This window comes from Cohnella sp. LGH (genome assembly GCF_017671885.1).
In the GTDB taxonomy this organism is placed as follows: Bacteria; Bacillota; Bacilli; order Paenibacillales; family Paenibacillaceae; genus Cohnella; species Cohnella phaseoli.
Genome location: NZ_CP072117.1, coordinates 5,748,658 through 5,761,842, shown reverse-complemented (window position 1 = coordinate 5,761,842; position 13,185 = coordinate 5,748,658). Strand labels below are relative to the sequence as shown.

Here is a 13,185-nt window from a genome sequence, read left to right as displayed (position 1 = left end):
GCGTGACGGAAGGGGGAAAAGCCGCTCCAAAGAAGGTACTCACGCTTGTTCCGTATTTCGAACCGGGATTTAAGGCGGGAGGCCCGACCACGACGATCCGTAATTCCGTCGATCATTTATTCGATAAAGTAAAGTTTAAGATCGTAACTTCCGACAGAGACTTGGGCGATAAACATCCTTATCCGCTTCCGCTAAATCGCTGGATCCCGGGAGTCCCCGACATCTATTACTTATCGGGACGGAACGGAACAAAACTCATACGAATCATGCGCGAAACGGATTTCGATGTTTTATACTTAAACAGTTTTTTTTCGTTCCAATACTCCATACTGCCCGTTACTTGGAATAAATGCTTTAAAGTGCACTTAAAGAGAACCGTATTGGCTCCAAGAGGAGAGTTTTCCGAGGGCGCATTATCTATAAAGCCCTTAAAGAAAAAGGTATTCATAGCGTTAGCGAAATGGTTTGGCATTTACTCGGATGTAATCTGGCAGGCTTCAAGCATTAAAGAAGAAGCAGAGATCGTCAAGGTGTTCGGACCCAAAGCTCTGGTGATCGTAGCTCCGGATTTCCCATCTGCAACTAAGCTCGGAGAGGAACCCATTTTCGAGAAAATGCCCAAACAACGCGGTTCTTTAAGACTCGTATTTCTATCGCGCATATGCAGAATGAAAAATTTGAAATTCGCCATCTCATCTCTTCGAAATGTTAAGGGAGAGGTGCAATTCGACATATACGGGCCAATTGAGGATGGGCCCTACTGGGAAGAATGTCTTACCTTGATCCGGGAGCTTTCCGATAACATTAAGGTTAATTATCTAGGGGCGGTAACGTCAGCTAAAGTCAAAAAGATTTTAGGGAGTTATGATTTATTTTTTCTTCCTACGCTCGGGGAAGGGTTCGGTCACGCGATATTTGAAGCTTTGCAGGCGGGATGTCCCGTTGTGATCTCGGATCGTACACCTTGGGGAGAGGTAGCCCGCTGCGGAGGGGGAATGGTGATCTCTTTGGATAAGCCGGAAGATTTTGCCCTAAGCCTCCAACGATATGTAAACATGGATTTCGAGGAACATGCAAGGGCTTCGTCATGCGCTCTTGAATTTAGTTCGAATTATATCAATAATATCGAATTGATAAATTCGCATCTGTCATTATTTGAGTGAACCCTAACGTGATAGGGAATTTTTTGTTTGAATTCTCGCTGCAGAGCTCGAAAAGCCGCTGGGTCCGTACGATAGCCGGGGGCAAGCTCAGTAGCAACACTAAATACAGTCTAGGCACTCGCATTCCCAGCCAGATCGCCGAGCGTATTGCGGTCAGCCAAGGATCTGAGGTTGCTAGATGAGTGCAGACCGAGGAGATCTAGTATGGATAAACTTTGCTCCCCGATGGTTTGGTGTTTAATGGGGTGATTTTGACGGATTAAAAATCTGGATTGGCGAGCTAAGGGATCATCTCCCTTACGTCGCTATTTTTCTAGAATCCGGATAGGCCCAACTAAGTTCATCATCTTGGATGTGGCGTTGTATTTATCTTGAGCGCGAACTCAAAGTTTTCTTTGAGATTCGCCCATGGGCTGATCTGCCATGATAAGATACAAGGAGGAAAATCGCTATAATTTAACATACTTCAGGGGGAAAACGAGGCTATGGCGCCCCCATCGGTGGAAGGAAGGTGACGATGTGGTGGACGCTCATAAAATCATGATCGTCGATGATGATTCCCATATATGCGAGATTGTTCAGGTATATTGCGAGCGGGAGGGCTTCATATCTTCCTATTGCCACAGCGGGACAGAAGCCATGAAGCTGCTTGTATCGTTCGAGCCGGATTTGATTGTACTGGATGTCATGCTGGCTAATGAAAACGGCATTGATTGGTGCAAGAACGCACGTAGCTATACGAATGCACCGATCGTGTTTCTGAGCAGCCGTGAGGAAGACGAGGTAAAAATCAGCGCATTATCCGATGGCGGAGACGATTATGTGACCAAGCCGTTCAGTCCGGGAGTCCTCATGGCCAAGATCAAGGCGCATCTTCGCAGAGTGTCGACGGGCAGAAGGGAACAGCTGCTGGAGTTGCCGGGATTAACGCTGGATTACTACGCACAGTCCGTCATCATGGGGAGTGAAACCGTCTTTTTATCGAAAAAAGAGTTCGGTCTGCTGTCCTATATGGCGCAAAACGTGAATCGTGTCGTCAGTGTCGATGCGTTGTTTCAGCTCATCTGGGGAACGGAGAGCCTAGAGGATACGAGAACGGTCGCTGTACACGTCAGCAATTTACGAAAAAAAATCGAGGCCGACCCTGCCAATCCTGAGAGAATCGTGACGATCCGGGGGACGGGATATATGCTGGTTGCCAGAGGTTCGGTGTAAGTATGAACTTAAAGTTTTCGTTAAGCTTCTGTAACCAGATACTTGGACCAAGGCATCGTTGCATGTGACGATTGTAATAAGGAGGGAATGGCGTGAATGTAAAATCCGTGCAGCCGGTCAGTAATTATTTCAAAGCGATGCAGCAAAACAAGGACGCGCGCGAGACGAAGGATCAGTCGCGTTTGGGATCAATTCGAAATATCCTCATGCTGGGCAAGAAGCTGCGCACCGACGAAATGAACTACTTACAGCGACATGATCCCAATCTACATGATCAGGCAATGCGCCTCTCGATGGAGCGCCAAGCGCATGAGGACGAATTGCAGCATAGCCGCAGCAAAGCGGATGCGAACTATTATAACACGTTCAAGCTGATGCAGATTGCCGGGCAACTGAAGCATGGCGGTTCCGAGGAACTGCTGATGCGCACGAACGCGATTCAGGAAGCCCATCGCGAGTTCGTGCGATCGAGCAAGTATGCCTCACTGAGATCAGATGGATACGCCCCTCGTAAATTATGGTGATGAAACTATGGCGGGAGATTGGCCCACAGCTAAACAAGTTATTGGATTTCCTTAGCCAGAATCTGTGAAGGGCGCCCGATCGGGGCGTCTATGATCCCATAGAAAAACACCGCTTCGTTTGGTAGAGTAAGAGTGACGAGCAATCACTATTAGGAACCAGTGAGGTGCATTACGATTTATCTGAATATAGGTATCTTTATACAAGTTTTAGGGATAGGTATTGTGGTGACGATGCTCCTTTCTTTCTGGAAAAAGAGAGAGATCGAACGCTTGTATAGGGGTATGGGTTCAATTGTGGCGATTACCGGTATAGTCGGCTCGTTTCTGGTTCGTGATGCGTTAGTGAAGTCCTTGGATCGCTCCCGTATTCGATTTAACGATGAGGAACGATTTATCCAATGGGCTTTATCGAAGTTCGATACTTTCGCTTTGTGGTCGCTATTGGTGTTGGTCATTATTATTGTAGTTTTACTATTATATATATGGATAAATAAGCAACGATTAACGCCGGATAAAAAGCTAAGCTTAACAGTAATTATCGTCCTTCTGATGGTTGCTTCCCCGATTGCGGCTATCGTTTATGGATTTGGAACGATCAATAAAGAATTTGATGTGGCAGCCTATATTTTGACACTGTCGATCTGTGAACTATCGATACTCTACATTCCGCTTCTTTTTAAGAGAATTATGGCTATACGAGTGGGCGCTGGCAGGAATACATAACCCCCAGATCGAAGCCAAGCGGGGCTCACTGACAAGGAAGTACTAAACAGTGTTGCTCCTCTGTTTCTCTCCCAATTGTAAACGGCTGAAAGACATGACATAAATGGCCATAAATGGCCATAAGAGAGCTACGGAGTCGACAGATTCCGTGGCTTTCTCTGTTTAGTCTGTGTTTAGGGTGCTCTACTATAATGGAAATTGACGAAAAACAGCAAAGAATAGAATGGGAGGCGACAAGATGTCGACAAGTAAAAAGAAAGAGACCGGCAAGAGGTTCGGTCATAGAAGTAGAAAGGCGATTTTTCTTGTTTTTGCATTTTTGCTGGCGCTGCCGGCGCTGACGGGCGGGAATATCGCCCAAGCGGCGTCCGATACGAGCAGTTGGACGCTCGTAGACGATGGTGGACTTATCAAAGACAGGACAAAAGATACTAATAAAACTGACCTCATCGAGTATAACGGAGAACTGTATGTCCTATGGTCGGAAAATGCCGGCGTCTCCAATACGTTAATGCATGCGATGAAATATGACGGTACGGATTGGATTGCCGTGGACGAGCGTCCATCAGGGTGCATGCCAACCGGATGCCTAAATGCGAACGCGGGTGAAAACTTCGGGAATAAGGCGGGTTCTCCTTCGCTTGCCGTATTTAAGGACAAAATGTATGCCTCTTGGTACGAAGGAGATATGGGCTCCAACTATCAAACCAGAGTCAGACAGTTCGACGGGACGAATTGGACGACGGTAGACGGCGGTACGTTGAATCTGACGGATGTAACGTCGTGGGATCCGAAATTGACGGTTTTTAACGATGAACTGTATGCGATATGGCAAGAACATGATCAAATTCAAGTTAAAAAATATGACGATACGGGAGCGGAATGGCAAGTTGTATCTCCGACGCCAAGTCTGAGCGGAAGCGGGGCAGGAAGCCCTCAATTGGCCGTATATGACGGTTCTTTGTATGCCGTGTGGCGCGAAGAATCGGGTATACAGGGCGTGCAGAAGATCAAGGTGAGCCGCTATGTCGGAGGAACAGATTGGGAGTCGATAGACGGCGGAGGCTTTGGTTCCGATGAGGGCACGTATATCAACCATCCGAACGTGGCCGTATTCGGAGACAAAATGTACGTCGCTTGGTCGGATAACGGTAAGGCTATTCGGGTCAAGTCTTACGACGAAGAGAACGGGTGGCAATGGGCGGACGACAATGCCGGGTTGAATTACACCGCCGGAAGCAACGTTTCCGTTCCGAAATTAATCGCATACGACGGCCAATTGTACGCTGCTTGGGTCGAGTCGAATACCGTCAGAGCGAAAAAGTACGACGGCATCAGTTGGACGACCGCAGACAGCGACCACGGGCTCAACGCCCGGATTGGCTCAACAGTCAATCATCCTTCGCTCGCCGTATATGGCGGCAAATTGTTCGCGGCATGGACGGAGAAGTACGATGGCAAGAACCAGGTTCGAGTCGCTAGAATGCCTGTGCTTCAAGCTCCCGATGCCCCGGGATATGTAACGGCTTTCGCGGGGGACGGCGAAGCGACGGTTTTCTTCTATCCGCCGGCAAGTAATGGGGGCAGCCCGATTACGGAATACACCGTAACGTCGGAGCCTGCAGGAGGCACACAGACGGGCAGCGCCAGTCCGATCAAAGTGACGGGCTTGACGAACGGACAGAGCTACACCTTCACCGTGACGGCGAAGAACGCATTGGGAACCTCGGAGGCATCGGCTCCTTCCAGCAGCGTAACGCCGAAGGTAGGCTTTAAAATCTTCGTGTCCGGCGGAATGGATGAACCAGCGGACGTGGCTGTCGATGACGATGGGAATATCTATGTTGCGGATTCTGGAGAAGGTCAGGTTCTCAAATACGATACGAACGGTTTGCTCCTGGCGGAGTGGAAGCAAGCCGACCCAAATTCGGAAGTTGATTTCGGCGCGCCCGCCGGCGTTGCCGTAAGCGTGACCGGAAGCGTCTATGTGGCGGACAGCACGAATGCTCGGGTGTATTCTTTCAACGATAGCGGCAGTTTGCTGGGGATGCTGGGCGAGAACGGCGAGTTGACCGGTCCGAGCGGCGTAGCTCTGGACAAGGTCAGCGGCAAAGTCTATGTCGCAGATTCAGATCTGTCCCAAATCAAAGTGTATGACGCAAACGGCAGCCTTGAAGAAACATGGGGCGACGTTCCGGGCAACGGAGCCGGCCAATTCAGTGATCCTTCTGGCATAGCCGTAGACAGCGCCGGCAATGTCTATGTCGCCGACACCGGAAATCATCAAATTCAAAAGTGGGACTCGAACGGTCAGTTCGTTAAAAAATGGGGAAGCATGGGCCTTATGGATGGTCAATTCTTTAGACCGGGCGGGGTTGCCGTGGATGGAGATGGGAATGTCTTCGTCGCCGATACATTTAACAGTCGGGTTCAGAAGTTTGATTCCGAAGGGAATTTCCAGATGTTGTGGGGGAGGTCGGGAGACGACGAAGGACAATTTGATTATCCGCGCGGCATAGCGGTAGACAATTATGGCAATGTCTATGTTGCGGATACGGACAACAGCCGTATTCAGATTTTGCGCAAAGGTCCGATCCTGCCGTCGATTGCCGCTCAGCCTTCGGATACGACGGCAGTCAATGGCAGCGCGAGTTTCAGCGTCTCGGCGACGGGAACGGGACTGACCTATCAGTGGCAAGTGTATTCGGCTTTGTTGGACAGCTTTATGAATGTGCCGGGCGCGACGAATTCGACGTTGACGCTCGTCCAACTGTCGGCGTCAAATAGCGGGGCACGGTATCGGGTCGTTGTCAGCGGCAGCGGGGAGTTAGTAACGTCGTCCGAGGCGACGCTGACCGTAGACGGCGCGGCGGCGAATCCTTCGAGCAACAGCGTAACCGCGAATACCTTGACGGTCAAGGCGGGAGCAACCATTACATTGAGCGCGACAGGCGATCGGCAAGCGGCGGATGGAACCGTGAACGGGGACGAACGATACGTTCCGACGACGTGGACGTCCACGGAAGATTCCAAGTCCGGCGCGTTCGAATGGAACGACGACGTCAACGGCTACGTCTCGTCGTACTTGACTGCAGGGACAGGAAGCTTCGTTGTCACGGCAACGTTCCAGAAGCAAAGATGGAACGGCTCGGAATGGGTGGACATCGTTGGCTCGACGTCGACGAGCACGGTGAACGTTACTGTGAACTCCGCTTCACCGGGAGGCGGATCGATATCACCGGGAACCGCACCGTCGACGGGGCCAGTCGCAGAAACCGGGGACAGCAATGCGGATATTCTCGTCAACGGTAAAGCAGAGAGCGCAGGCAAGGCAACGACGACTACGATAAACAATCGGAAAGTGACGACGATTGCGATTGACGCGGACAAGCTGGACAAGCGTCTAGCCGCGGTAGGAGACCGTGCGATCGTAACCATTCCGGTCGGCGGCGATTCCGATGTCGTCATCGGGGAATTGAACGGCCAAATGATCAAGAATATGGAGGACCGGCAGGCGATCCTGGAAATCCGAACGGATCGCGCGACCTATACCGTACCTGCGCTGCAAATCGACATCGAGGCCATATCCAAACAAATCGGCGCTTCTGTGGCGTTGAAGGACATCAAGGTACGGGTCGAAATTGCCGCATCCGCGGCAAGCACGGTACAACTGGCGGAAGGCGCCGGTACCAAAGGGGATTTCACGCTGGTTGCTCCGCCTGTAGATTTTAAGATCACAATCTCGTACGGCGATAAGACCATCGAGATTGCGAAGTTTAACGCTTATGTGGAACGGACGATCGCGATTCCAGAGGGGGGAGATCCGAACCGGATTACGACGGGAGTCGTCATTGAACCCAACGGTACGGTGCGCCACGTGCCAACTAAGATCATCGTCGAGAACGGCAAGTATTATGCTCGAATTAACAGCTTGACCAACAGCTCGTATTCGGTCGTATGGCATCCGCTTGCCTATCACGATATGGAAGGTCATTGGGCGCAAGAAATCGTGAACGATATGGGCTCGCGTATGGTGATCGAGGGGACGGGCAGCGGCACGTTCAGCCCGGACCGCGACATCACCAGAGCCGAGTTTGCGGCGATTGTCGTTCGCGGACTGGGGCTCAATCTGGACAAAGTCACGACGCCATTCGCCGACGTAGCGGCATCCGACTGGTATGCAGGCGCGGTAAAAGCGGCTCACGAATACGGCCTGATCGACGGTTTCGAGGACGGCAGGTTCCGTCCGAATGACAAAATTACGCGGGAACAAGCCCTACTGATCATTGCGAAAGCGATGGCGATAACCGGATTGAAGGAGAAGCTTCCCGCGAAGTCCGTAGATACCCTGTTGAAAGACTACGCCGACAACTCGTCCGTGTCCGGTTGGGCGCGAAGCGGAGTGGCCGACAGTGTGCAGGCCGGCATCGTGACGGGAAGAAACGGCACGACGCTTGCTCCGAAGGCCTATATGACCCGGGCAGAGGTCGCAGCCATCGTCAGCCGCCTGTTGAAGGAATCGGGTCTAATCTAATATCGGATATGAGAAAAGCCGCTTCCGGCCGACGTTTGAAGACGTTGGCGGAAGCGGCTTTTTAATCGGGGTTCCCGGAGCTTATCATGTCCATGCGCTTCAGACCGCTCCAGTGTTCTTGAGAAAATCTTCATTTGACTATAAGGCGAGTTTTTTTCATTATTATTTTAGACTTGAAACCATCTTTTCTGGTTAATGATACTTATTACCACAGTTGGAGAAGACATCTATGACAGAACAAACAACATTATCTAAGGAACAAGGCAATAATCGCGGAGCGTCCAAAGTAGCGGCGTTCTCTGGTTTCTTTAAATTTCTTGTGAGATTCCGGATTTGGATACTTGTAATCCATCTTGGACTTATATCGCTTGTGGCTTTCGCAGCCTACTGGGTCAGCTCTCTTGATATTGAGAAGCTTGTCATTCCAGTATTTGCACCGACTCAATTACTAGATAAGAATGGCGAGCCGAGCTCCCAGATGGTTTCCGTCAAAATCGAGTCCGTATCGATCGACCAAATTCCGCTACATATGCAGCAAGCCATCGTCGCCGTAGAGGATAAGCGATATTACGATCATACTGGAGTGGACGCTTTCGGCATCATTCGAGCTGCATTCCGCAACGTGAAGGAAGGCGGCGCAGCACAAGGGGGAAGCACGATTACTCAGCAGCTCGCCAAGAACGTTTTTCTAACAGGGGAAAAAACGTTCTCGCGAAAGCTGACTGAAGCGGCCTATGCCCTCAAGATCGAATCTACTTATAACAAAGACCAGATTCTCGAAATGTACTTGAATCAAATTTACTTTGGAGAAGGCCAATGGGGAATACAGAGAGCCGCTAAGCGGTATTTCGGCAAAGAGACGAAGGACTTGACGTTATCCGAATCCGCCTTATTAGCCGCATTACCGAAAGCTCCCAGTCGTTATTCTCCGCTTAAGAATAAGGAACTCGCATTGGAGCGAAGAGACCTTGTACTACGCTTAATGCGGGATGAAGGGTTCATTTCGGATGAGGAGTTTAACCAAGCGATCGTTGAGCCTGTTCATGTACTTAAGGAAGTTCCTTCGGATCAGCAAAATAGCTTACTGGGTCAATACGCTTCATATACAGATGAAGTGATGGATGAAGCCATTGAATTGTACGGATTTACCGAGCGCCAGTTGTTGGCCGGAAATCTTCTCATATACACAGAATTGGATCCGGTCGTTCAGCGTGCGATGGAGGATACGTATCGTAACGATTCCCTGTTTCCCGAAAGCGCCTCCGATCAACTCGTGCAGAGCGGAGCGGTGATCATGGACCCTTCTACGGGTGGAGTTCGTGGAATCGTGGGGCAACGGGGAGAGCATGTATTTCGCGGCTTCAATCGTGCGACGCAGCTTGTAAGACAACCAGGCTCGGCATTCAAACCGCTGATGGTCTACGGGCCTGCTTTGGAAAACGGCTATGAGGCGAAGTCGATGCTGTACGATGGTCCGTTAGATATTAACGGTTATAAACCGAATAATTCAGATCATCGAACTTTAGGGCAGGTATCGCTTCGGGATGCTGTTATTCATTCGAGGAATATTCCGGCAGTTTGGTTACTGAATGAGATCGGTCTGCAAACCGGAAAAACGTTTGTTGAGAAGCTCGATATCCCACTGAGCGAAGAAGATAATAACTTAAGTTTGGCGCTGGGAGGTCTTTCGCAAGGGCTATCTCCGCTTCAAATGGCGCAAGCTTACAGTGTTTTTCCGAATCTCGGGACCAAGGTTACGGCCCATACCATAACCAAAATCACTACGACGGATGGGCGAGTTTTAGCTGAAGCCAAGCCTGAATCGGTAGCGGTGATGTTGCCGGAACATGCTCATGCCATGACTGAGCTTTTGGTCGATGTTGTGCGAGAAGGAACAGGAAAGAACGCGGCTATGAATCGTCCGGTGGCAGGAAAGACGGGAACGACACAGCTTCCGCAAAAAAAACGTTCGCAGGGATTACCGGAGGCTCTAAAGATGCTTGGTTTGTCGGGTATACGCCGGAATTGGTTGGGGCGGTCTGGCTTGGTTATGACAATACGGATAGCAAGCATTATTTGACCACATCAGGTGGACAATATCCGGCTTTAATTTTCAAAGAGATGATGTCGTTGGCTTTAGAGGGTGTTCCAATCTCCGAGTTTAATCGTCCTGCGACTGGGCAAATAAGCAAAGGGAACGGTCCTAAAGAAAATATGAAAGGGGATAAGGGGAAAAAAGATAAGGATAAGAAAGATAAAAAGGATAAGACGGATAAGAAAGATAAGAAAGATAAGAAAGATAAGAAAGATAAGAAAGATAAAATAGATAGGAAAGATAGACAGGATAAGGATAAAAAAGAATGATGTTACTGTACTGCGCCACAGGGATTACACTTGTACCCCAACCCATTTACGGTAATGATATAAAAGGGCTTTCCTGGGTTGATAACAGATGTATGTACAGATTTTGAAAGGTTGAATAGCTTTTTTCCTGCTTTGAAATTATACTATATTAAATAGTAAAAAATGGGATGATTCATATCTATAAAGGGTGGGAAATATGGCGAACTTAACAAAAAATAAGCAAAGCGAATCAACACTCTCGCAGATGGTTCAGGATGCATTCCCAGAAAGGAAACTTGAATATCTGAAAGAACTGACAGAAGGGTATTTTAATATAGCCTATGAGGTTTCCTTTCAGGATGGAACAAAGAGTATTCTAAAGATAGCGCCTCATCCTTCGGTGACATTGATGGCGCATGAGCAGAATATTATGGACGCAGAAGTTCGTTGCATGCAATTAGTGGCACATAAAACAACCGTTCCGTTGCCGAAAGTGGAATATTATGATCCGTCGTGTAAGTTGTGCAGCGCTCCATTCTTTTTTATGGAAAAGCTGACCGGTAAAAGCCTGGCTTCTCAACGCCCGAATGTAACGCCGCAAGAGTTAAGCGATATTTTCTTTACTGTAGGATCCTTAACGAAAGAAATCAACGGGGTGGAGAACGCTTTCTTCGGTTATCCTAGCCAAAAAAAATATCAGGGCGAAGTCTGGCATGACGTATTCAGTAATATGCTGAAGGCTGTTATTGAGGATGCCGCTAAAGAAAATATCGATCTTTCGGTCCCCTCGCAGGAGCTGTTGGAAAATTTGGAGAAGGATAGAGCTCTATTTCTCGACGTCGTAACTCCTCGTTTAGTTCACTGGGATCTATGGGACGGCAACGTTTTTGTAGATGATGGGAAGGTAACGGGATTAATCGATTGGGAACGTTGCCTGTGGGGCGATCCGCTAATGGAGGTTGGATTTAGATCCTATTCCCAATCGCCGGACTTTCTAAGAGGTTATGGAGTTAAACAACTGACAGAGAGGGAGAAAAGAAGAATTCTGTGGTATGATCTTTATTTGTTAATGATCGTTGCTCAAGAACATGTTTATCGACAATATGCAACGGCAGAATTCTATGATTGGGCAACAAAATTAATGGGTGAAAAATATGCGGAGCTGAAGAAATCCGATCTGTAATGCCGGGCATTCACATTGCCACATCGATTTACATGCATAAAACCGCTCAAGCGCCGGGCTTTATCGACCGGTGCTTGAGCTTATCCGATGGCAAGACTACACGGGGTATTCTTGTATTCGATCTGCTACGTTGCGGCTCTCGCGATCGTACCAGATCAATTGGGAGCTCTTACCCGATTCGATTCCGACGAATTCCAGTTCGGTCGCGGTTTGCTGTTCGTAGAATCGTCCATTGCCGATTGGCAGCAACAACAATATCATTCCGTTATCCAGTCGAACATAAAGTTGGCTGTGCTTGACGTAAACCTCCACAATCAGCGACTTGCCCGGTTCGTCGGAAAATCGGTATCTGCCCGGATACGGTTCGAATTCTTCTGCCGAGTGCGGGACAATCTTGCGAAGAACCGCCGGTTGAGGCGCTTCAACAGGCTCGCCGGCAAGGATTTGTTCAATACTCTGGACCAAATGCTCTGTATACCCTATTTCCCGTTCCCCATTTTGCAGGAGGATCAGTGTGGCATCATGATCAACATAACGTTTAAACAGGGCTGCGTATCCCGGCCAGCCGCCGTTGTGCCACATGACTTTACCGAGCTGAAGATGTTGCTCGATCAGCCATCCAAATCCGTAGTCAAAGTATTCTCCGTTATTTAGCTGCACGGGTGCGAACATGACCTCTCGCAGCTGCGGATTTATAAAATTGTCATCATAAAGCGCGCGATCCAGACGCAACAGATCCTCGACCGTACTGTTCACCATTCCGTCGCCCTGCAAACCGTCCAAATAGTGTACATAACTCAATTCCGGCACATCATCCGGCAGCACATAGCCGCCGCGTTCCAGTCGATAGACGTAGCCCCAGGCGTAATCCTTAGGGACCGGCCCCGGATCAAGCCGGCGATTGTATACTCGCGTCCGCGTCATGCCGAGAGGCTGAAAGATCTGCTCGGACAAAAAGCTTGCATAGGACTGACCGCTGATCCGTTCGATCAGGATAGCCAGTATAATGTAGCCTGTATTGCTGTACATCCAACTGTCATTTGGCGCAAACAGCGAGGCGGGGGTATGAACGACGAGCATGTCCACAACATCGCTATTGACAGCACAATGTGCAGGATTCCACTTTTTGGAGAACAATTCTATATAATCCGGCAGCCCTGATGTATGGGACAACAAGTGGCGCACTGTAATACCCGGATAGGGCAATTCGGGCAGCCATCTGGACACGGGTTCGTCCCAGTCCAATTGGCCAAGCTGCTGTAAGCGTATGATGCCCAATGCCGTAATCGGTTTGGAGACCGAAGCTAGCTCGAACATCGAATCCGTGGTAAGCGGACGCAAGCCATCCTTGCCAAATTCTGCGTTCCCCATCGCTTCGCATAGAAGAGGAATGCCCTGATCGGCCACTAATATTACTCCATTAAAAGCTTCCTGCTCTTTAATATGCTCCATGAGTGCAGACAATCGCGCTGCCCGTTCCTTCCTATCTGCTTCCATTCC

General features: G+C 49.3%; 9 protein-coding genes. 8 read left to right on the top strand and 1 reads right to left on the bottom strand.

Features of this window, described 5'->3' with window-relative positions; all coding sequences use genetic code 11:
• The first annotated feature begins 2 nt into the window (after nucleotides 1-2).
• From J4772_RS24310 to J4772_RS24275, 8 genes are all read left to right on the top strand, one after another.
• Nucleotides 3-1,163 carry a glycosyltransferase family 4 protein gene (locus J4772_RS24310; RefSeq protein WP_209071763.1) on the top strand — a complete coding sequence of 387 codons (1,161 nt, stop codon included), beginning with the start codon at nucleotides 3-5 and terminating at the stop codon, nucleotides 1,161-1,163.
• A gap of 540 nt (nucleotides 1,164-1,703) precedes the next feature.
• A complete protein-coding gene (locus J4772_RS24305) occupies nucleotides 1,704-2,378 on the top strand; it encodes a response regulator transcription factor (RefSeq protein ID WP_247741220.1) in 675 nt (224 codons plus the stop codon).
• A 92-nt stretch (nucleotides 2,379-2,470) separates the two neighbouring features.
• Nucleotides 2,471-2,902, top strand: coding sequence for a hypothetical protein (locus J4772_RS24300; RefSeq protein ID WP_209071761.1), 432 nt, complete (start codon nucleotides 2,471-2,473; stop codon nucleotides 2,900-2,902).
• 222 nt (nucleotides 2,903-3,124) lie between these two features.
• Entirely contained in the window at nucleotides 3,125-3,625 is a 501-nt protein-coding gene (locus tag J4772_RS24295; RefSeq protein WP_209071760.1) for a hypothetical protein, read from the top strand.
• Between the two features lie 238 nt (nucleotides 3,626-3,863).
• Nucleotides 3,864-8,159: an S-layer homology domain-containing protein gene (locus tag J4772_RS24290; RefSeq protein WP_209071759.1), complete on the top strand. Its 4,296-nt coding sequence runs from the start codon at nucleotides 3,864-3,866 to the stop codon at nucleotides 8,157-8,159.
• 229 nt (nucleotides 8,160-8,388) lie between these two features.
• On the top strand, nucleotides 8,389-10,239 hold the full coding sequence (locus tag J4772_RS24285; RefSeq protein ID WP_209071758.1) for a transglycosylase domain-containing protein: 1,851 nt from the start codon (nucleotides 8,389-8,391) through the stop codon (nucleotides 10,237-10,239).
• Nucleotides 10,236-10,523 carry a hypothetical protein gene (locus J4772_RS24280; protein WP_209071757.1) on the top strand — a complete coding sequence of 96 codons (288 nt, stop codon included), beginning with the start codon at nucleotides 10,236-10,238 and terminating at the stop codon, nucleotides 10,521-10,523. The genes J4772_RS24285 and J4772_RS24280 overlap by 4 nt, the downstream gene beginning before the upstream one ends.
• Before the next feature lie 196 nt (nucleotides 10,524-10,719).
• Entirely contained in the window at nucleotides 10,720-11,685 is a 966-nt protein-coding gene (locus J4772_RS24275) for a phosphotransferase family protein (RefSeq protein WP_209071756.1), read from the top strand.
• Nucleotides 11,686-11,781: 96 nt separating this feature from the next.
• On the opposite strand, the gene J4772_RS24270 is transcribed toward J4772_RS24275, so the two are convergent.
• The gene (locus J4772_RS24270; protein WP_209071755.1) at nucleotides 11,782-13,182 is read right to left on the bottom strand and encodes a serine hydrolase domain-containing protein; all 1,401 of its coding nucleotides are present in this window, start codon (nucleotides 13,180-13,182) and stop codon (nucleotides 11,782-11,784) included.
• Between the last annotated feature and the right edge of the window lie 3 nt (nucleotides 13,183-13,185).

What these genes read in the sequence shown, in the direction of transcription:
- J4772_RS24305 (WP_247741220.1), top strand. Translation starts at nt 1,704, where the DNA reads ATGATCGTCGATGATGATTCCCATATATGCGAGATTGTTCAGGTATAT.
- J4772_RS24290 (WP_209071759.1), top strand. Translation starts at nt 3,864, where the DNA reads ATGTCGACAAGTAAAAAGAAAGAGACCGGCAAGAGGTTCGGTCATAGA.
- J4772_RS24285 (WP_209071758.1), top strand. Translation starts at nt 8,389, where the DNA reads ATGACAGAACAAACAACATTATCTAAGGAACAAGGCAATAATCGCGGA.
- J4772_RS24275 (WP_209071756.1), top strand. Translation starts at nt 10,720, where the DNA reads ATGGCGAACTTAACAAAAAATAAGCAAAGCGAATCAACACTCTCGCAG.
- J4772_RS24270 (WP_209071755.1), bottom strand. Translation starts at nt 13,182, where the DNA reads ATGGAAGCAGATAGGAAGGAACGGGCAGCGCGATTGTCTGCACTCATG.